Annotated in this window: 17 protein-coding genes and 1 tRNA gene; 10 read left to right on the forward strand and 8 right to left on the reverse strand. The window is 68.5% G+C overall.

The features are described from left to right. Positions 1-45: 45 nt before the first annotated feature. From ABFG95_RS25935 to ABFG95_RS25950, 4 genes are all read right to left on the reverse strand, one after another. A tRNA-Ala gene (locus tag ABFG95_RS25935) sits at positions 46-121 on the reverse strand. 70 nt (positions 122-191) lie between these two features. Then, complete coding sequence (xth, locus tag ABFG95_RS25940) at positions 192-974, reverse strand: exodeoxyribonuclease III (protein ID WP_068951276.1); 783 nt, start codon at positions 972-974, stop codon at positions 192-194. A gap of 166 nt (positions 975-1,140) precedes the next feature. Continuing rightward, positions 1,141-1,917, reverse strand: a complete 777-nt coding sequence (locus tag ABFG95_RS25945; protein ID WP_278992417.1) for a 3-oxoacyl-ACP reductase — start codon at positions 1,915-1,917, stop codon at positions 1,141-1,143. Between the two features lie 108 nt (positions 1,918-2,025). Next, entirely contained in the window at positions 2,026-2,829 is an 804-nt protein-coding gene (locus ABFG95_RS25950) for a FadR/GntR family transcriptional regulator (protein ID WP_049074539.1), read from the reverse strand. 336 nt (positions 2,830-3,165) lie between these two features. Here ABFG95_RS25950 and ABFG95_RS25955 point away from each other — a divergent pair, with 336 nt between their 5' ends. Continuing rightward, the gene (locus ABFG95_RS25955; RefSeq protein ID WP_100508378.1) at positions 3,166-4,599 is read left to right on the forward strand and encodes an aldehyde dehydrogenase family protein; all 1,434 of its coding nucleotides are present in this window, start codon (positions 3,166-3,168) and stop codon (positions 4,597-4,599) included. 110 nt (positions 4,600-4,709) lie between these two features. Next, positions 4,710-5,414 (forward strand): riboflavin synthase subunit alpha, encoded by a 705-nt coding sequence (locus ABFG95_RS25960; RefSeq protein WP_100502500.1) that lies wholly within the window; start codon positions 4,710-4,712, stop codon positions 5,412-5,414. Between the two features lie 169 nt (positions 5,415-5,583). On the opposite strand, the gene ABFG95_RS25965 is transcribed toward ABFG95_RS25960, so the two are convergent. Both ABFG95_RS25965 and ABFG95_RS25970 read right to left on the reverse strand, forming a co-directional pair. Beyond that, positions 5,584-7,077: a M81 family metallopeptidase gene (locus ABFG95_RS25965; protein ID WP_348995073.1), complete on the reverse strand. Its 1,494-nt coding sequence runs from the start codon at positions 7,075-7,077 to the stop codon at positions 5,584-5,586. Between the two features lie 18 nt (positions 7,078-7,095). Then, on the reverse strand, positions 7,096-8,397 hold the full coding sequence (locus ABFG95_RS25970) for an MFS transporter (protein WP_348995074.1): 1,302 nt from the start codon (positions 8,395-8,397) through the stop codon (positions 7,096-7,098). Between the two features lie 249 nt (positions 8,398-8,646). On the opposite strand from ABFG95_RS25970, the gene ABFG95_RS25975 reads away from it, so the two are divergent. Together ABFG95_RS25975 and speG are read left to right on the forward strand one after the other, a co-directional pair. Then, on the forward strand, positions 8,647-9,561 hold the full coding sequence (locus tag ABFG95_RS25975; RefSeq protein ID WP_059269996.1) for a LysR family transcriptional regulator: 915 nt from the start codon (positions 8,647-8,649) through the stop codon (positions 9,559-9,561). 226 nt (positions 9,562-9,787) lie between these two features. Beyond that, positions 9,788-10,372 (forward strand): spermidine N1-acetyltransferase, encoded by a 585-nt coding sequence (gene speG, locus ABFG95_RS25980; protein ID WP_049074529.1) that lies wholly within the window; start codon positions 9,788-9,790, stop codon positions 10,370-10,372. 170 nt (positions 10,373-10,542) lie between these two features. Here speG and ABFG95_RS25985 read toward each other — a convergent pair whose 3' ends face one another. Next, a complete protein-coding gene (locus tag ABFG95_RS25985; protein ID WP_348996063.1) occupies positions 10,543-12,702 on the reverse strand; it encodes a heavy metal translocating P-type ATPase in 2,160 nt (719 codons plus the stop codon). 421 nt (positions 12,703-13,123) lie between these two features. Here ABFG95_RS25985 and cadR point away from each other — a divergent pair, with 421 nt between their 5' ends. Together cadR and ABFG95_RS25995 are read left to right on the forward strand one after the other, a co-directional pair. Beyond that, entirely contained in the window at positions 13,124-13,558 is a 435-nt protein-coding gene (gene cadR / locus ABFG95_RS25990; RefSeq protein ID WP_006386392.1) for a Cd(II)/Pb(II)-responsive transcriptional regulator, read from the forward strand. A 125-nt stretch (positions 13,559-13,683) separates the two neighbouring features. Then, positions 13,684-14,277 carry a nitroreductase gene (locus tag ABFG95_RS25995; RefSeq protein WP_054415999.1) on the forward strand — a complete coding sequence of 198 codons (594 nt, stop codon included), beginning with the start codon at positions 13,684-13,686 and terminating at the stop codon, positions 14,275-14,277. Between the two features lie 123 nt (positions 14,278-14,400). Here ABFG95_RS25995 and ABFG95_RS26000 read toward each other — a convergent pair whose 3' ends face one another. Next, positions 14,401-14,727, reverse strand: a complete 327-nt coding sequence (locus tag ABFG95_RS26000; protein ID WP_175146706.1) for a hypothetical protein — start codon at positions 14,725-14,727, stop codon at positions 14,401-14,403. A 247-nt stretch (positions 14,728-14,974) separates the two neighbouring features. Between ABFG95_RS26000 and ABFG95_RS26005 the strand changes: the two genes are divergently transcribed. From ABFG95_RS26005 to ABFG95_RS26020, 4 genes are all read left to right on the forward strand, one after another. After that, positions 14,975-15,487: a sigma-70 family RNA polymerase sigma factor gene (locus tag ABFG95_RS26005; protein WP_348995075.1), complete on the forward strand. Its 513-nt coding sequence runs from the start codon at positions 14,975-14,977 to the stop codon at positions 15,485-15,487. Further along, entirely contained in the window at positions 15,484-16,455 is a 972-nt protein-coding gene (locus ABFG95_RS26010; RefSeq protein ID WP_348995076.1) for a FecR domain-containing protein, read from the forward strand. The genes ABFG95_RS26005 and ABFG95_RS26010 overlap by 4 nt, the downstream gene beginning before the upstream one ends. 61 nt (positions 16,456-16,516) lie before the next feature. After that, positions 16,517-18,907 carry a TonB-dependent siderophore receptor gene (locus ABFG95_RS26015; RefSeq protein WP_348995077.1) on the forward strand — a complete coding sequence of 797 codons (2,391 nt, stop codon included), beginning with the start codon at positions 16,517-16,519 and terminating at the stop codon, positions 18,905-18,907. A 240-nt stretch (positions 18,908-19,147) separates the two neighbouring features. Next, on the forward strand, positions 19,148-20,380 hold the full coding sequence (locus tag ABFG95_RS26020; protein ID WP_006386387.1) for a 3-methyl-2-oxobutanoate dehydrogenase (2-methylpropanoyl-transferring) subunit alpha: 1,233 nt from the start codon (positions 19,148-19,150) through the stop codon (positions 20,378-20,380). Positions 20,381-20,382 lie beyond the last annotated feature (2 nt).

The raw sequence follows: 20,382 nt of genomic DNA on the forward strand, positions 1-20,382 counted from the left end.
TAAGGCGCTGTCCTGGACTTGCCCAGATCACTCTGGAGCTTGAAGTGGTGGAGCGGAGGAGGATCGAACTCCCGACCTTCGCATTGCGAACGCGACGCTCTCCCAGCTGAGCTACCGCCCCAAATCAAGCAAGAACGCAACTATACAGGAATTTGCGCGCGCCGTGCAAGCTGGCGAACAAGATTCTTCGCTCAATCGAACGTCAGCGTGGCCACCACCGGCGCGTGGTCGGACGGCTGCTCGTTGCGGCGCGGTTCCTTGTCGATGACGCAGGCAGTGCAGCGCTTGACCAGCGGCGCCGACAGCAGGATGTGGTCGATGCGCAGGCCGGCGTTGCGGCGGAACGCGAATTGGCGGTAATCCCACCACGAAAACGATTTCTCGGGCTGCTCGAACAGGCGGAAGGAGTCGGCCAGACCCAGGTCGATCAGGTCGCGCAGCGCCTGGCGCTCGGGTTCGGAGACCAGCACCTGGCCTTCCCATTTCTCGGGGTTGTGCACGTCCTCGTCGGCCGGCGCGACGTTGTAGTCGCCCAGCACCGCCAGGCGCGGGAACTGCTTGATCTCGTCGGCCAGCCAGGCGCGCATGGCGGCGAACCATTCGAGCTTGTAGGCATACTTGTCGGAACCGACCGATTGGCCATTCGGGCAATAGGCGCAGACCACGCGCACGTCGCCGTCGGCGCTGGGGAAGGTCAGGGCCAGCACGCGCTGCTGCGGATCCTCGTAGGTGGGCAGGTTGCGCACCATGGACGTGCCCGGCACGCGCGACACGATGGCGACGCCGTTGTAGGTTTTCTGACCGGCCCAGGCGGCGTGGTAGCCGGCTTCCTTGAAGGCATCCTCGGGAAACTTGTCGTCGGTCAGCTTCAGTTCCTGGATGCACAGCACGTCGACGGGATTGGCGGCCAGCCAGTCCAGCACTTGCGGCAGGCGTACGTTCAGGGAGTTGACGTTCCAGGTGGCGAGTTTCATGTTGCGTGTCCGACCGAATATTGTTGCGGCTGGCCGTGCCGGACGCCTGGCGGCGCGCTGGCGGACGGCGCGTGACGGCGTCCCATAAAAGTCTGATACGGGGGGAGCCGCCGTTATCTGGGCCAGATGATACCGTGCCCGGCGGGCGCACCGCGCGGCGCTGGCATCACCCCTTGACCAGCCCTCCATCCACAATCAAATTCTGCCCCGTCACCGCGCGCGACCACGGGCTGGCGAAAAACAGCACCGCGTCGGCGAACTGTTCGGGCGTGGTCACTTCGCGCAGCGGCGTGCTGGCGGCAATCAGGTCGAACACCGCCGCCGGCGTGGCGGCCGAGGCGTCGGTGGTGCGCAGCAGCCCGCCGGACACCATGTTGACGGTGATGCCGTCCGCGCCCAACTCGTGCGACAGCGTGCGCGTGAACGCCAGCAGCGCGGCCTTGGCGGCGGTGTAGTCGTGGTACGGCACCACCGGGTTCTGGACCAGGTTGGTGCCGACGTTGATGATGCGGCCGCCGCCAGCGGCGCGCATCGACGGCAGCACGGCCTGGGTGGTGTTGAGGGCGGCGCGCACGCTGCCCTCCAGTTGCGCGTTCATCCGCGCCCAGTCGAGCGTGTCGGCGTGGGGGCGGGCGTCGCCGTCGAATTGGAAGGCGGGCAGGGCGTTGTTGACCACGGTGCCGACCGGCCGGCCGAAATGCTCGCTGGCGTGCGCCACCATGGCGGCAACGGCCTCGGCATCGCGCACATCGGCCCGCACGGCCAGCGCGCGGTGCGGGGCGGTGGCGGCCAGTTCGCGCGCCGCGACGTCGCTGTTCAGATAATTGATGACCACCCGCGCGCCTTCGCGCAGAAAGGCGCGGGCAATGGCCGCGCCCAGGCCGCGGCTGGCGCCGGTGACGATGACGAGTTGCTGGTCCAGGGGGAGGGGAAGGCTGGGCATGGTGGGGAATCAGGCGGAAATCAGGCAGTGAATCGGGTCAGGAAAAATGCGGTGGCGCCGGACGGGCCGCGTGAGCCGCCGCGCGGACGGGGCAGCGCCGGCGCCGCCTCAATGTTCCGAGCCGCTGTTGAGCATGCGGCTGCGGGCTTTTTCGATATGCGCGCGCATGATGTTGCGGGCGCCCTCCGCATCCTGTTCGCGGATCAGGCGATAGATCTGGCGGTGTTCGTCGATGGCGGCGCGGGTGCGCTTCCAGGGTTCGCTGTGGACCAGGTGGCGCATCATGTTGACGGCGTGGCTGACGTCGTACTCCAGCGATTTGAGCACCTGCACGAAGCGCTGGTTGCCGGTGGCCGCCGCGATCGCGCGGTGAAAGCCATAGTCGTGATGGTGGGCGATGGCGCCGGCGGCGTCGGCGGCTTCGTAGCCGGCCAGCATGCGGTCCATTTCCAGCAGGTCGTCGTCGGTGCGGCGCAACGCGGCCAGGTAGGCGCATTCCGGTTCGATCACCATGCGCAATTCCAGCCCTTCCAGGATGTGGCCGACGCGGCGCGCGGGGTCGACCGCGGGCATGCCGCCCATCAGGTCGGGCTTGGCGCGCACGTAGCTGCCCGAACCGCGCACCGACTCGACCAATTGGTCTTCACGCAGGCGGTCCAGCGCCTGGCGCACCACCGGACGCGATACTTCGAACAGCGCGGCCAGTTCCAGCTCGGTTGGCAGCTTGGCGCCCGGCGCGATCTTGCCCGTGGCGATGGCGTAGAACAGGCTTTCGTAGACCCGTTCGGCGAAGCGTTCGGCGCGCACGTAGCCCAGGCCCGAGGCCACTTCGGCCAGCACGTCCAGCTCCGGCCGCGGCCGGCTGGCCGCGGTAAGCAGCTTGTCCAGCTGCGGATCGCGCAGTTTGCTCATGGCCTTGTTCCTGTGGCGCGCACGCCAGGTTTGTTCTCTGTCATGACAAATCGAGCCGGGGTGTTCCGCGCTGAGCGAACGCTTTGACGGCCTTGAATTCCTAGGGATAACCCGAATCGGACGAAAAATATCCTGAAGCTTGGGACGAAAGCTGTCAATTCAATTGACAAGTTGTGGAGCGCTCCCTTACCTTGGCTGAATCCCGTTACGCCCCAAAACCACACCGCGCGCATTCGACGCCGGGCGGCGCGCCGATTCCCCCGGCCGCGCCAGGAGACCCAGCATCCGCGCGCGTTCCGCAACCGGCCAGCCGGCCGCTACTTTACTCCGCACATCGTGACTCAGAAGAACTTTATCGCCAATCAATGGGTGCCCGCCGCCAGCGGTGAAACCATTCCTGTCCTGAACCCGTCCGATGGCAAGGTATTCGAAGCCATCGCGCGCTCGGGCGAACAGGACGTGGACCGCGCCGTGATCGCCGCGCGCGCGGCCTTCGAGGGCGAGTGGGGCCAGATGGCCCCGGCCGCCCGCAGCCGCCTGCTGATGCGCATCGCCTTCGCGCTGCTGGACCGCCAGGAGGAACTGGCGCAGCTGGAATCGGCCGATACCGGCAAGCCGATCAAGCAGGCCCGCGCCGACGCGGCCGCCGTGGCGCGCTATTTCGAGTTCTATGCCGGCGCGGTCGACAAGCTGCACGGCGAGACCATTCCCTATACCCCGGGCTTCACCGTGCTGACCGTGCGCGAAGCGCATGGCGTGACCGGCCACATCGTGCCGTGGAACTATCCGCTGCAGATCTTCGGCCGCAGCGTCGGCGCCGCGCTGGCCGCGGGCAACGCCTGCGTGGTCAAGCCGGCCGAGGACGCCTGCCTGTCGCTGCTCAAGGTGGCCGAGATCGCCGCCGAGGCGGGCCTGCCGGCCGGCGCGCTGAACATCTGCACCGGCTACGGCCACGAGGCCGGCGCCGCCTTGTCGGCGCACCCGGGCATCGACCACATCTCGTTCACCGGCTCGCCGCAGACCGGCAAGATGGTGGCGCACGCCGCCGCCGAGAACCACGTGCCGGTGACGCTGGAGCTGGGCGGCAAGTCGCCGCAGATCGTGTTCGACGACGCCGACCTGGACGCCGCCATGCCGGTGCTGCTGGCCGCCATCATCCAGAACGCCGGCCAGACCTGCTCGGCCGGCAGCCGCGTGCTGATCCAGCGCGGCGTCTACGAGAAAGTGCTGGCGCGCCTGGGCGAGGCGTTCGCGGCCACCGTCACCGGCCCGGCCGCGCAGGACCTGGACGTCGGCCCGCTGATCAGCGCCCGCCAGCACGACCGCGTGCGCGGTTTCCTGGCCGAGGCCGAAGCCGAGGGCCTGAAGGTCGCGGCGCGCGGCAAGCTCAAGGACGGCGCGCCGGACAGCGGCTTCTACCAGCCGCCGGTGTTGTTCCGCGACGTGCCGCCCAAGAGCCGGCTGGCGCAGGAAGAAGTGTTCGGCCCGGTGCTGGCCGCGATGGTGTTCGACACCGAGGAAGAAGCGCTGGAAATCGCCAACGGCACGCTCTACGGCCTGGTGGCCGGCGTCTGGACCCGCGACGGCGGCCGCCAGCTGCGCCTGGCGCGCAAGCTGCGCGCCGGCCAGGTGTTCGTCAACAACTACGGCGCCGGCGGCGGCGTGGAACTGCCGTTCGGCGGTTCGCGCCAGTCGGGCTACGGCCGTGAAAAGGGCTTCGAGGCGCTGTACGGCTTCACCACCCTGAAGACCATCGCCATCCGCCACTGATCCGGCGGCGGCCGGGCGTGCCGCCCCGACAGGGGCGGGCGCCCGGTGGCAAAATATCGGTTACCTTTGATGTTTTGCCAGGGGCGCCACGCCCCGTATCCAGGATCAGCATGTTCACCGGTATTGTCCAAGGCACCGCGAAGATCGCGAAAATCGCGGACCGCGAAGGCCTGCGCACGTTTACGCTGGCGTTTCCCGACGGCTTCTGCAAGGACCTGGCGATCGGCGCCAGCGTCTCCACCGACGGCGTCTGCCTGACGGTCACCGAAATCCTCGACGCCAACCAGGCCACCTTCGATGTCATGCTGCAAAGCCTGGCCATCACCACGCTGGGCAGCTACCAGGAAGGCGACCGCGCCAACGTCGAGCGCGCCGCCAAGGATGGCGCCGAGATCGGCGGGCATCCGCTCTCCGGCCACGTCGATTTCACCTCGGAAGTGGTGATGGTGAAGTCCTCGGACACCAACCGCCTGATGCGCTTCAGCATCCCCGAGGCCTTCCGCAAGTACGTGTTCGCCAAGGGCTACATCGCCATCAACGGCGCCAGCCTGACCGTGTCCGAGGTCAACCGCGCCGAAGGCTGGTTCGAAGTCTGGCTGATCCCCGAGACCCGCCGCATGACGGTGTTCGAGGACAAGCAGGTGGGCGACCACGTCAACATCGAGATCGAGCGCAGCACCCAGGTGGTGGTGGACACCGTGCGCGAGACGGTCCAGGAAAGCCTGGGCAAGCTGCAGCCGCTGCTGGAAGCCATCCTCAAGGAAAAAGGGCTGACGCTGGAAGATTTCGTCAGCCCGCAGGGCAAGCTCAAGTAGGACGCGGCCGTCCGCGTTCCATCCGCGTTCCGTTCAAGACCCGCTCCCGCGCGCCGGCCCGCGTTCGCGGGGGCCGGCGTGTCTGTATGAGGGAGCCCGGTCAGGCCTCGAACTCAACGAGCAAACTCAAGGCGCGAACTCAAGGCGCGAATTCAATCAAGGCGCGAATTCAAGCCGCGAATGCCGGCCCCAGCGGCTTGATGCGGATGCCCGGTTGCAGTCGGGTCCAGGGCAGGTCGGCGGGATCGGCCTGCATCGGGCCCGGGGCCTTGGCCACCAGCACCTCATGCGCGATCGGCTGGAAGTCGGCGCGGAAGTGCACCGAGCTTTTCACCACCAGGATCGCCATCTCCTCGGGCTGCACGCCGCCGACGCGGAACAGGTTGCGGTCCAGCATCTGCGACTTGGTGGCGCTGACCACCACGCGCACGCCACCCAGGCGCAGCCCGGCCACCGCCTCCAGGTCCACGTCCATGCCGTTCATCATCGGGCCATCGAAGCGCAGCTTGCCCGGCGACAGCGTCTCGACCACGAATTCGCCCTCGAACGGCGCGTCGCCGGCCACGCCGGACTGGCCGCCCAGGCGCAGCTTCAACTTGCTGCCGATGCCGGCGGCGGTCGCCTGGCGCACGGCCTCGGGATCGTAGAACAGGCCCAGCGCGGCGTTCTGCGCGTCGGCCTCGACCAGCGCGCGCAGCATGCCGGTGGTGTTGGCGTCGCCGCCCGCGCCCGGATTGTCCTGGGTGTCGGCGATGACCACGGGGCGCGACGCGCCCGCCGCCAGCGCCTGGGCCCGCCTGACGGCGTCGGCCGGCGCCAGGAAGTCGGGCGACCATTGCGGTTCCAGTTCCAGCACGCGCTGGTACAGCGCCTCGGTCACGCGTTCGACCGCGTCGGCGTCGGTGCCGTAGGCCCACACCACCGGGCCGCATTCGGGAAAGTCGGCCGCCGGAAAGCCCGGCGCGAACGAAATCGAGGCCACGCCCGGCGTCCGCTCCAGGCGTTCGAGTTCTTCGTACACGCCCTGTGACGGCTGCAGCATCGTGCACATGCCGTTGATGGGAATCAGGAAGGGCAGGCGGCGTTCGGCGCGCACCCACTTGTCGCCGGCCGCGACGCGCGCGGCCAGCAGGCGCGCGGCATGCTCGCCGGTCACCGCCATGTCCACGTGCGGGTAGGTGCGGAAGGCGGCCAGGCCGTCGGCCTCGCGCAGCATCCGCGCGGTGACGTTGGCGTGCAGGTCCAGGCTGCCGACCACCGGCACGCCGGGGCCGACCAGGGCGCGCACCCGCGCCAGCAGTTCGCCTTCGCCGTCGTCCAGGTGCTCGGCCACCATGGCGCCGTGCAGGTCCAGGTAGATGGCGTCGAAGCCGCCGGCGCGCGCCGCGTCGACGATCTCGCCGGCGATGCGTTCGTAGGCATCGCGGGTGACGTGGGCCGACGGGCTGGCGCCGGCCCAGATCACCGTGCGCACGGTGTGGCCCTGCGCCAGCGCGGCGTTGATGAAGCCGCCGGCGGGGATGTTGACCTCGCGCAGCGCCAGCATGTCCTCGCCGCGCACCATGGCGGGAAAGCCCTCGCCGCGCACGAAGTTCTCATAGGCCGCCTTGGACGGCGCGAAGGTATTGGTCTCGTGCTGGAAGCCAGCCACCAGAATGTGCATGATCGATTCCTTTGAGCGTCAGGCGCGCGCGGGCGCGGATTGGGCGGGACGATTCACCAGCAACAGCAGGGCGCCGGCCACCAGCAGGGCGGAGATCGCATACAGGCCGCCAGCCAGGCTGCCGGTGGATTCCTTGACCCAGCCGATGATGGACGGGCTGAGAAAGCCGCCCAGCAGGCCGATGCTGTTGATCAGCGCGATGCCGCCCGCCGCGGCTTCCCCTTGCAGGTACTGCGACGGAATCGCCCAGAATACCGTGTAGGCGGCCCACATGAAGCCTGTGGCCAGCGTGATGGCCGTCAGGGATAGCGCGAATTGCGTCGGCGCCGCGGTGGCGATGCACAGCGCCACGCCGGCCAGCAGGGCGGGCACCAGCGTGTGCCAGCGGCGTTCGCGCATGCGGTCGGAACTGCGCGCGAACCACAGCATGAAGACCGCCGCGGCCACGTAGGGGATCGCCGAGTACAGGCCGATCTGCATGGTGTCCTGCACCCCGCCCAGCTTGAGCAGCGTCGGCAGCCAGAAGCTGACTGCATAGATGCCGCAGATCAGGCAGAAGTAGGTCAGCGCCATGCCGTAGATGGCGGGGTCGCGCAGCACCTGGGCGAAGGCGTGCTTCTTGTGCGCGCCGCGGCTGTCCAGGTCGGCGGCCAGCAGCGCCTTTTCCTCGGCGCTGAGCCAGCGCGCCTCGGCCGGCTTGTCGTCCAGGTAGCGGAAGGCGATGACGCCCAGCAGCACACAGGGCAGGCCTTCGAGCAGGAACATCCATTGCCAGCCATCCAGCCCGTGCGCGCCGGAGAAGGCCGTCATGATCCAGGCCGAGACCGGCCCGCCGACGATGCCGCCGATCGGGCCGGCCAGCATCACCACCGCCATGACGCCGGCCATGCGCGACTGCGAGTACCAGTAGGTCAGGTAGAAGATCATGCCGGGGGCGAAGCCGGCCTCGAATACGCCCAGCATGAAGCGCAGGACGTAGAAGCTCCATTCGCCCTGCACGAACAGCATCGAGGCCGAGGTCAGGCCCCACAGCACCATGATGCGGCTGATGGTGCGGCGCGCGCCGATGCGCGTCAGCAGCAGGTTGCTGGGCACCTCGAACATCACGTAGCCGAGAAAGAAGATGCCCGCGCCCAGGCCGTAGACGGCATCCGAGATGCCGATGTCCTGCTGCATCTGCAGCTTGGCGAAACCGATGTTGATGCGGTCCAGGTAGGCGAATACATAACAGAGCAGCAGGAACGGCAGCAGCCGCCAGGTGATCTTGCGGTATAGCGGAGCCAGGCGCGGATCGGCGCCTGGCGTGGCCTGATGGGGCATTGCGTGTCTCCTCGCGGGCGGATCTGCGCCCGCCGCGGTGGTTGGGATGGCGGCGGTCCCCGGGGCGGGTCCGCGCGGCGTCCATATTGCGAGCACGCAGTGTTCGAAACAATGACCTGAGTGATAAATTATCGTTGCCTTCAGGGCAACATACGGCAACGGAAAAGACGCCGGCCATGTCCCGGCCTCCATGACAAACCATGGCGGGCGGCGGGTTCCTGCCGCCGGACGTCCATAAAAGGGGAAACCATGGCGGAAATCAGCCAGACGCGGCTGAGGTATTTCAACGAGGTGGTGGCCTGTGGCTCCATCCGCGGCGCGGCCGACAAGCTCGGCACCGCGCCGTCGGTCATCAGCCGCCAGATCCAGTTGCTGGAAAAGGAACTGGGCGTGGCGCTGTTCGAGCGCCGCGCGCGCGGACTGACGCCGACCGAGGCCGCCGACATGCTGCTGGAATACCATCGCGCCTGCCGCGCGCAGCAGGAACACCTGAACACGCGCCTGCAGGAACTGCGCGGCATGCGGCGCGGCAACGTCCACCTGATGATCAGCGAAGGCTTCATCGACAGCCTGATGGAGCACGTGGTGGGGCCGTTCTGCATCGAACACCCGCGCATCAACGTCAGCGTCAACGTCGGCTCGGTCAACGAGGTGGTCGAGGCGGTGGCCTCGGATGCCGCGCACATCGGCCTGGCCTACAACCCGCCGGTCGATCCGCGGCTGCGCTGCCGCGCCAGCCGCAAGCATCCGGTCTGCCTGCTGGCGGTGCCCGGCCATGCGCTGGCGCGGCGCCGCGCGCCGCTCACCATCGCCGACATCCTGCCGTATCCATTCGCGCTGATGTCCGCGCCGTATGGCTTGCGTCAGGCGGTCGACCTGCTGGAGTTCACGGAACGCATCCACCTGACGCCGAGCCTGACCACCAATTCGCTGCGCGTGCTCAAGCAGTACGCGATCAGCGGCGCCGGGGTGACGCTGATGCCGAACCTGGGCGTGCACCACGAATTGGCCAGCGGCGAACTGGTGGCGCTGCCGATCGCGCATCCGATCCTGAGCGCGCCCGAGTGCCAGATGCTGCTGCGTCTGGGGCGGCCGCTGTCATCGGCCGCCAACGAGGTGGTGCGTCGCATCGAACAGCGCCTGCCGGCATTCGCGGCGCCGTAATGGCGGCATGTGTGCCGAGGGTAGGGGGGCAATGCCCGGCCCGGGCCGCGGGTGGATTTCGTTACGGATGGCGGCGCGTGAATATTGAAAGTTCCAGTATTCATGCGCTTTTTCAGCCATTTTTCTGCTGTAGGTCAATAAACAAGCCATTCTTCTGGTGAAATCGCCATGCAATGGTCTTTTCAGGGCGATGTCAGCTACAATGACAGCACTTTCGGAGGTTTCTATGTCGGTAATATCCGATATCAAAATACGCCCCCTGGAGCGCGGCGACCTGCACTTCGTGCACAAGATCAACAATAACGACGTCATCATGCGTTATTGGTTCGAAGAGCCCTACGAGGCCTACGACGAACTGGTCGCCCTCTATGACCGCCACTTGCATGACCAGAACGAGCGGCGCTTCATCATCGAGCACGACACCGGCCAGCCGGCCGGCCTGGTGGAACTGGTGGAAATCGACTACATCCACCGCCGCGCCGAATTCCAGATCATCATCGCGCCCAGCTACCAGGGGCGCGGCTACGCCAAGGCCGCCACCCGCATCGCGGTGGGCTACGCCTTCCGCGTGCTGAACCTGCACAAGGTCTACCTGGTGGTGGACAAGGACAACCGCGCCGCCGTGCACATCTACGAGCGCTGCGGCTTCCAGATCGAAGGGCTGCTCAAGGAAGAGTTCTTTTCCAACGGCGCCTACCGCGACGCCTACCGCATGGCGCTGCTGCAGCACGATCACCTGCGCGAGGTCGGGCCGGGCGCGCCGGATGCGCCGGTGCTGCGCGACTGGCCGCAGGAAGAACAGACGGGCTGACGCGCGGCACGATCGGCGTTGCATCCCCGCATGATCGAGGCGGCCCCGGCCGCCTTCCCGGGCAGTGCGCCTTGAACGATCGGACGGCGCGGGACCGCGGCGCCGCGCCGATGTGGAAAAACGCCCCGGCAGGAGATTCCTGCCGGGGCGTTTCGCATCAGGGCGCCGCTTCAGTTCGCCGCCGGGGCGGCCCGCAGCAGCCGCAAGCCGTTGGCCACCACCAGCAGGCTGGCGCCGACGTCGGCGAACACCGCCATCCACAGCGTGGCGTTGCCGGTCATCGCCAGCGCCAGGAACACCACCTTGATGCCGAGCGCCAGCGCGATGTTCTGCACCAGCACGCGGTGGGTGGCGCGCGACAGACGCAGGAAGGTGCCGATCTTGCGCAGGTCGTCGTCCATCAGCGCCACGTCGGCCGTTTCGATGGCGGTGCCGGTGCCGGCCGCGCCCATGGCGAAGCCGATATCGGCGCGGGCCAGGGCCGGGGCGTCGTTGATGCCGTCGCCGACCATGCCGACTTTGCCGGCGGGCGCCAGCTTGCTTTCGATGGCGGCCAGCTTGTCCTCCGGCAGCTGGTCGCCGCGCGCTTCGTCGATGCCGACCTGGCGCGCGATGGCTTGCGCCGTGGGCGTGTTGTCGCCCGTCAGCATCAGGGTGCGCACGCCCAGCGCGTGCAGGTCGGCGATGGCGGCCGCGCTGGTGGGCTTGACCGTGTCGGCCACCGCCGCCAGCGCCAGCACGCGCTGGCCATCGCCGAGCGCGATGGCGCTCTTGCCCTGCTGTTCCAGTTCGTCGAAACGGGCTTCCAGCCTGGCGTCCGACACGCCCAGCTCGCGCATCAGGCGGCGGTTGCCCAACTGGAACAGCACGCCGTCCACCTTGCCGCTGACGCCGCGGCCGGGCAGGGCGGTGAAGTCGTCCACGTCCAGCAGCGTCTTGCCGGCGTCGCGCGCGGCGTTGGCCACGGCCAGCGAGACCGGGTGGTCCGAGCGCGCCGCCAGGCTGGCGGCAATCCGCGCAGCGGGCTGGCGCGTCAGGTCGGAGACGTCCCAATCCTGCAGGTCGGTCTGCACCGGCTTGCCATGGGTCAGCGTGCCGGTCTTGTCCAGCGCCAGCCACTGCAGGTTGCGGCCTTCTTCCAGGTACACGCCGCCCTTGACCAGGATGCCGCGGCGCGAGGCCGCCGTCAGGCCGCTGACGATGCTGACCGGCGTGGAGATCACCAGGGCGCAGGGGCAGGCGATGATCAGCAGCGCCAGGGCGCGATAGATCGCGTCGAACCAGGGCTGCGCCCACAGCAGCGGCGGCAGCACCGCCACCAGCACCGCCACGCCCACCACGGCGGGCGTGTAGATGCGCGAGAAACGGTCGATGAAGCGCTGGGTCGGCGCGCGCGCGCCCTGGGCCTGTTCGACCGCGTGGATGATGCGCGCCAGCGTGGTGTTGCCCGCCGCCGCGGTGACGCGGTAGTCGAACGAGCCGGCCGCGTTGACGGTGGCCGCATACACCTGATCGCCCTCGGCCTTTTCCACCGGCAGGCTTTCGCCCGTGATGGGGGACTGGTCCACCGCCGAGCGGCCGCTGACGATGATGCCGTCGGCGGCGATGCGTTCGCCGGGCCGCACGCGCACCACGTCGTCGATCCGCAGTTGCGCCGCCGGCACCGATTGCCAGCTGCCGTCGGCCTGGCGCACGGTGGCGGTTTCGGGCGCCAGGTCCAGCAGGCCGCGGATGGCGTTGCGGGCGCGGTCGAGCGAACGGGCCTCGATCAGTTCAGCCACATTGAACAGGAACATCACCATGGCCGCTTCCGGCCACTGGCCGATCAGCACCGCGCCGGTGACGGCGATGCTCATGAGCGCGTTGATGTTCAGGTTGCCATTGCGCACGGCGATCCAGCCCTTGCGGTAGGTGCTGATGCCGCAGGCCAGGATGGCGGCGACCGCCAGCGCGGCGGTGACGCCCCAGTGCATGCCGGCGAAGTGCGAGGCTTCGGACAGCGCGGCAAGCACGCCGGCGCCGCCGATGGCCCACCAGTTCACGCGCGCGGCGGCCGGGGCCGGCGTGCGCGGCGCGTCGTCGGCCAGCGGTTCAGGCGTCATGCCCAGCGACTTGATGGCCGCCGTGATGCGCTCCAGCGCGCCCTCGGCGTGCACCACCGTCAGGATGCGCTGCATCAGGTTGAAGTCCAGCGCGTGCACGCCGTCGACGCTGTCGAGCTTCTTGCGGATCAGCGTTTCCTCGGTCGGGCAGTCCATCTGGCCGATGCGCAGGCGCGCCAGCAACTGGCCCGGGCCGGCCTGCAGCACGGCCGCGCCGCCGGCGGACATCTGGATGTTGCCGGCATCGTGGCCGCAGCAGGCCGAGGCGCCGTGGTCATGCGCCGGCGCATGGGCATGGCCGTGATCGCGGTCGTGGTCGTGGTCGTGGTCGTGGCTGTGATGGTGATCGTGATCGTGGCCGTGATTGTGGGCATGGCCGGCGCCTTCGTGGCGATGGCCGTCGGCCGCGGCGGCCTTGCCTTGCGCGGGGCCGCAGCATCCGCCGGCGGCGTGGTCATGCCCGCCGGACGCAGCCGGGGCCTTCGTGCCGCAGCAGGCGTCCGGCCGTCCGGAAGCGGTGGGATCGGTATGTTTGTTCGTTGCGCAAGACATTCGCGTTGCCTTTTCGTTATCCATTGGCGGTATTCCACACCTTGGAGTTACTATAGGGTCAACCCCTTGAATCCATCGGATGCGTCCGGGAGGCACGATGCGTATCGGCGAATTGGCCACGGCGGCCGGCACCACGGTCGAAACCGTCAGGTATTACGAGAAGGAAGGGCTGCTGCCCGCCCCGGAACGGGGCCTGAACAACTACCGCAGCTACGGCCAGCCCCACCTGGAGCGCCTGCGGCTGATCCGCAACTGCCGCGCGCTGGACATGACGCAGGACGAGATCCGCGCCATCCTGTCGCTGGCCGACAATCACCAGGCAGGATGTGGCCCCATTAATGAACTGTTCGATGAGCACATCTCCCACGTGGACGAGCGCATCGCCGAGCTGACCCAGTTGAAGACGCAATTGACCGATCTGCGCCAGCGCTGCCTGTCGGCGCGGCCCGACGCGGAAGACTGCGGCATCCTGCACGGCCTGTCGGAAATGCAGGTCGAGGAACGCCAGGAACGCCATACCCACCTGGGTTGAATCCGCCAGTCGCCATGCGCCGGGCAGGGGGATAGCCGTCCCCCGCGCGGCCATGGCGTAATATGAGAACCCTTCTCTTTCCCATTTGGGAAGCCGCCAGAATCCTGTTACCTGTGCCTGACTCCATGACCCAGACCGCCACCGCCACGCCCCTGCATGCCATCACCTCGCGCCGTTCCGTGAAGTTCCTGCGGGGTCCGGCGCCCAAACCCGCCGAGCTCGAACAGATCCTGCAGGCCGCCATGTCGGCCCCCGACCACGGCGCGCTGCGCCCGTGGCGCTTCGTGGTGATCCAGGGCGAGGCCATCGGCAAGCTGGCCGACGTGGCGCTGGAAGCCGTCAAGCGCAGCGGCGATCCGCGCATGACGCCGGAAAAGGAAAAGTCGGTGCGCGAGTGGATGGCCGGCGTGCCGCTATTCGTCGCCGTGGCGCAGAAGATCGCCCACGACAACACCAAGATCCCCGAGGCCGAGCAACTGCTGGCCACCGGCTGCGCCACCATGAACATCCTGAACGCCGCCCACATGCTGGGCTACGGCGCGTTCTGGAGCACCGGCATCGGCACCTACGTTGAAGACGTGCAGGCGGCGCTGGGCCTGGATTCGCTCGACTACCGTTTCCTCGGCTTCCTGGCCATTGGCACCCCGGCGTGCGCGGTGCCGCCGGCCAACCGCCCGGACTACCGCGAGTTCGTCACCGAGTGGACCGGTCCGGCCTGAGGCGCGTCGCGCTTCGAAAAAAGAACTGGGCCCTCAATACACTGACCCCCGAAGGTTGGATCAAGTCCAACACTCGGGGGTCAGTTCACGCTGGCCGGGTTTTTGCTTTGCGGGTGCCGTTGCCTACCGTTGCGACGCGATGGGCCGGAAGGCCGCGCGCACCAGTTTCTCCAGGCCCCAGCCCACGAAATAGAAGAGGGCCAGCGTGGGCAGCCCGATCAGCAGGTAGCCGCCGGTCCACGACAGGTCGCCCAGCAGCCGGTCCAGGTTCAGGTCGTGCAGCAGCGCAAGCTGAAAGGCCAAGGGCAGTTGCAGCAGAATGAAGCGGCCCTTGTCGTCGCCGTCGGCCGACAGCGCGCCGGCGATGCAGAGGATGACGATGGCGAGGTAAAGCGCGGCAAACACAATGCCGGTCCAGCTGAACCATTTCGAGGTGGTCAATCGAGGCACGTCGGTTTCCAGGGGAATCGGAAGCCGCAAGTATAGAGGTGGGCCAGATGCGGTCCAGCGCGCCAAGCCACCGAGCCAAGCTGCCCCGCCAAGCCACCCCGCCAAGCCACCCCGCCAAGCCGCCCAGCCAAGCCGCCCAGCCGCGCCGACGTTGCTCGCCGTCCGGCTGCACCGGGCAGGCTTGCGCGGCCATCAATAAATGACAATAATTCTTATTGTTGATTAGCCTGCCCTCCCATTCCCCGCCATGTCCCATCCCGCGCAGCCGACGCCGCACCCCGCCGCCCAGCTGTACGAGGCCCATCATCCGTGGCTGCTGGAATGGCTGCGGCGCCGGTTGGGTTGCCGCCATGACGCCGCCGACCTGGCGCACGATACCTTCGTGCGGGTGCTGGCCGGCCGCCCGACCGAGCCGATCCACGAACCCCGCGCGTTCCTGACCACGCTGGCGCAGCGCACGCTGTATACCTTCTGGCGCCGCCGCGAGCTCGAGCGCGCCTATCTCGACAGTCTCGAATCCCTGCCGCAGGCCTGCGCGCCCAGCGAGGAACAGCGCGCGCTGGTGGTCGAGGCCCTGATGCAGATCGACCGCGCCCTGCAACGCCTGCCGGCGCGCACCCGCCACATATTCCTCCTGAGCCAGTTGCACGAACTGACCTATCCGCAGATCGCCGAGCAGCTCGGCGTGTCGGCCATCACCGTCCGGCGCGGCATGAAGCAGGCCATCACGCTGTGCGTGGCCGCGCGCTTGGCCCCATGAGCGCGCCCGCGCTGCCGGCCGCCGTCGAGGCGGCGGTCGACTGGATGGTGCAGCTGTCGTCGGGCGAGGCGAGCGCCGCCGACCGCGCCCGGTTCGAGGCGTGGCACCGGACCGACCCGCGCCACGCCGCCGCCTGGGACCTGGTCACCGGCGCCCTGGACAGCACCTTTGCGCCGCTGGGCGAGGGCGCCTCGTCCCGGGCGGCCGGCGCGGCGCTGCTGGCGCCGACCTCGCGCCGCCGGGCGCTGCGCAATGCCTTGATGCTGGCGCTGGCGGCCGGCGGGCTGGCCGCCCTGGTCGATCGCCAGACGCCGTTGCGGACCCTGGCCGCCGACCTGCGCACCGGCACCGGCGAACGCCGCGCCTATCCGCTGCCGGACGGCAGCGTGGTCACCCTGAACGCGCGCTCCGCCGTCGACCTGCAATTCGATGACCGCGCCCGCGTGCTGCGATTGCGCGAGGGCGCGGTCTACGTGCGGGTGGCGGCGGACGCCGCGCGGCCCTTCATCGTCGCCAGTCCCGATGGCGAGGTGCAGGCCTTGGGCACGGTGTTCGGGGTGGCGCGCGATGCGCGGGGCAGTGTCGCCTGTGTGATCGAGCACAGTGTCGAAGTCCGCGCGGCGGGCCAGCGGCGCGTCCTGGCGGCGGGCGAGGGCGCGCGCTTCGGCGCGCACGGCATCGGCGCGCCGGACGCCGCGCTGGCCGAGGCCGCCGCCTGGCAAGACGGCATGCTGGTGGTGCGCGACCAGCCTTTGGGCGAGGTGGTGGCGGCATTGCGACCGTACCGGCGCGGCTTCCTGCGCATCTCCGCCAAGGCCGCGCGGCTGCGGGTGCTGGGCGCGTTTCCGCTGGACGATACCGACCGCGTGCTCGAATCCCTGCGCCAGACGCTGCCGATCGAGGTCGCCACGCTGGGCGGCTGGCTGGTCAGCATCGACCTGCGCGCCGATGCCGCCAAAAAAAAATGATCGCTCGCGGCGGGCTCGCTGGACATACCTCCTGAAGCACCCCCTTGTCGCAGGAGATTCCATGTTCCCCGTTCGTCCCGCGCCGCAGCTGGCGGCCGCGTTTCTCATCGCCCTGGCCGCGCCGGCCGGTATCGCCCAGGCCCAGGCGGGCGCGCCCATGGCGCAGCGCTACGATCTGCCCGCCGCGCCGCTGGCCGAGACCCTGACCCGTATCGCGCGCCAGAGCGGCCAGGCGGTGTCGGTCGATCCGGCGCTGGTGGCGGGCCGCCAGGCCCCGGCCGTGGCCGGCACCTACACCGCCGAGCAGGCCTTGCGCCAGGCGCTGGCGGGCAGCGGCCTGGAGTTGCGCATCACCGCCAATGGCACCTTCAGCGCGCGGCCCGTGCCGCTGGCGGGCGATGCCACGCTGCTGGAGCCGGTGCGCGTGACCGGCGCGGCCGAATCGCCCTCCGGCCCGCTGCATGGCTACGCCGCCCGCGTCAGCGCCACCGGCACCAAGACCGACACGCCCATCATCGAGACGCCGCAGTCGATCACGGTGGTCGGCGCCGAGGAAATCGAGACGCTCAAGGCGCAGAGCCTGCAGGACGCGCTGGGCTACGTGGCGGGCGTGAGCCGCGCGGAAGGCCTGGACCGCACCTCCGACAGCGTATTCTTGCGCGGCTTTCGCGGCAGCCAGGGCAGCTACTATCGCGATGGCACGCTGTACACCGTGAACATCTACAACGGACGGCAGGAACTGTACGGGCTGGAACGGGTCGAGTTCCTCAAGGGCGCCGCCTCGGTGCTCTACGGCGCGGCGCCGCCGGGCGGGGTCATCAACACGGTCAGCAAGCGGCCCACGACCGAGCCGCTGCATGAACTGAACGTCGAGGCGGGCAACTTCCGCCGCAAGCAGATCTCCGGCGACTTCGGCGGCGCGCTCGATGACGAGGGTAAATGGTCTTACCGCCTGACCGCCTTGAAGCGGGACAGCGACACCTTCATCGATCACGTGCCGGACGACCGGACCTACGTGGCCCCGGCCCTCAAATGGCAACCCAGCGATGCCACTTCGCTGACCCTGCTGGCGGAATACCAGGAGGACCGCACGGCCTACGTCTACGGCCTGCCTGGCCAGGGCACGGTCCTGCCCAATCCCAACGGCAGGATTCCCCGCAATCGATTCACCGGGGAACCTGGCTTCGACAAGTTCATCATGAAGCGCTATTCGATCGGCTACCTGTTCGAACACGCGTTCACGGACCAGCTCAAGCTGCGCAACAGCGTGCGCTACTTCCACGCGGACAGCACCTATTTCTCCACCGACATCTGGCAGCTACAGGCCGACCAGCGCCACACCGCCGATCGCGGCGCGATGCCGCGCTGGGATCGGTCTTCGGCGGTTGTGGCCGATACATCGCTGCAGTACGACGCCATCACCGGCCCGCTGCGCCACACGCTGCTGGCGGGCCTGGACTACTCGTTGCCCAGGCACGAGACCGAGCGCTACCTGCGCAGCAACACCAACATCGATCTCTATGACCCGGTCTATGGCGTCCCCCTGGGACCGGCCACGCCGTTCCCGTGGTCGTCCTCGAAAACCGACCTGAAGCGCCTGGGGGTGTACCTGCAGGATCAGGTCAAGATCGCCGATAAGTGGGTGGTGCTGCTGGGTGGACGGCACGATTGGGTCACGGTCAACGAACGCAATTTCTTCACCGGCGAAAAGATCGCGGACAATGAAAAGAGCCAGGCCTTCACCGGCCGCGCCGGCATCGTCTACCTGGCCGACAACGGCCTGGCGCCGTTCCTGAGCTACAGCGAATCGTTCGAGCCGACCAGCGGCCAGGATCGCCAGGGCAGCCGTTTCAAGCCCACCACCGGTCAGCAGTACGAAGCCGGGGTGCGCTACCAGCCGGCGGGGGCGGACACCATGCTGTCGGCGGCGGTGTACCAGCTCACCCGCAAGAACGTGAACGTGACCGACCCGTTCGACACGAACTACGAGATCCAGGCAGGGCAGGCGCGCACCCGCGGATTGGAGCTGGAAGCGCGCACCCGCCTGGGCCGCCACGCCAACCTGATCGCCGCCTACGCCTACACCGATGCGCGCACCCTCAAGGCCAGCCCGCTGCAACCGGACGAGGTCGGCAAGCGCCTGAACTCGGTGCCGTTCAACCAGTTCTCGGTCTGGGGCGACTACGGCTTCGGCGCCTTCGGCCTGCCGGGGCTGCGGGTCGGCGCGGGCGTGCGCTACGTCGGCAGCACGCGCGGCCTGGCGCACGGCACGGCGGTCGAGGTGCCATCCTTTACGCTGTTCGACGCCATGGTCAGCTACACCTCCGGGCCATGGCGATTCGCGCTCAATGCCACCAACCTGGCCGACAAGACCGACATCGGCAACTGCACCTATGGTTGCTTCTACGGCGAGCCGCGCCGCGTGATCGGCACGGCGACCTACCGCTGGTGATAGCGGGCCGGCAGGGGCGTGCAACCCCCTGCCGCGCGCGCCGGCCGGCCCCCGAACCGCGCGGCCAGCAAGGCCCGGCGCGGCCCCTGTCTCGGGGCCGCGCCCTGTGCTACTCTGGCTCCCGGCCGTGCATGTTTATCCCTTTGCACAGGCCGACGATGGCAATGTCCGAGGTCACCCCCCCGGGCAGTGTCTTGGTAAGAAGAATGCGCATGACACGATCAAGCGTGGAGACAATTCATGAGCCAATACGGGCCGCTGAAGTTGCACGTCCCCGAGCCCACCGGGCGTCCGGGTTGCAAGACCGACTTTTCCTACCTGCGCCTGTCGCCGCCCGGCGAGGTGCCCAAACCCCCCATTGATGTCGCCGCGATCGACACCGGCAGCCTGGCCTACAGCCTGGTGCGGGTCATCGACGACGACGGCCGCGCCGTCGGCCCGTGGGCGCCGGAGATCAGCGACGAGCTGTTGCGCCGAGGCATGCGCACCATGCTCAAGACGCGCATCTTCGACGGCCGCATGCTGACGGCCCAGCGCAAGAAGAAGATCTCCTTCTACATGCAGAGCCTGGGCGAAGAAGCCATCGGCTCGGCCCACGCGCTGGCGCTGGAGCAGGGCGACATGTGTTTCCCGACCTACCGTCAGCAGAGCATCCTGCTGGCGCGCGACGTGTCGCTGGTGACCATGATGTGCCAGCTCATGTCCAACGAGCGCGACCCGCTCAAGGGGCGCCAGTTGCCGGTCATGTATTCCGACCGCGAGAACGGTTTCTTCACCATCTCGGGCAACCTGGCCACGCAGTTCATCCAGGCGGTGGGCTGGGGCATGGCCTCGGCCATCAAGGGCGACACCCGCATCGCGTCGGGCTGGATCGGCGACGGCGCCACCGCCGAGGCGGACTTCCATACCGCGCTGACCTTTGCCCACGTGTACCGCGCGCCGGTGATCCTGAACGTGGTCAACAACCAGTGGGCCATCTCGACCTTCCAGGCCATCGCCGGGGGCGAGGGCGCCACCTTCGCCGGCCGCGGCGTGGGCTGCGGCATCGCCTCGCTGCGGGTGGACGGCAACGATTTCCTGGCGGTCTACGCCGCCTCGCGCTGGGCCGCCGAACGCGCCCGCCGCAACCTCGGCCCCACCCTGATCGAATGGGTGACCTACCGCGCGGGCCCGCACTCCACCTCCGACGATCCCTCCAAGTACCGCCCCGGCGACGACTGGAGCCACTTCCCGCTGGGCGACCCGATCGAGCGCTTCAAGAAGCACCTGATCCTGCGTGGCATCTGGTCCGAGGCCGAGCACGACGCGGTGCGCGCCGAGCTCGACGCCGAGATCCAGGCGGCGCAGAAGGAAGCGGAAAGCTACGGCACCCTGGTGGACGGCCACGTCCCCAGCGCCGCCAGCATCTTTGAAGACGTCTACAAGGACATGCCGGAGCATCTGCGCCGGCAACGTCAGCAGCTCGGAGTGTGAGT

The sequence above is a fragment of the Achromobacter sp. HNDS-1 genome (assembly GCF_040084795.1).
GTDB classification, from domain to species: domain Bacteria; phylum Pseudomonadota; class Gammaproteobacteria; order Burkholderiales; family Burkholderiaceae_B; genus Achromobacter; species Achromobacter ruhlandii.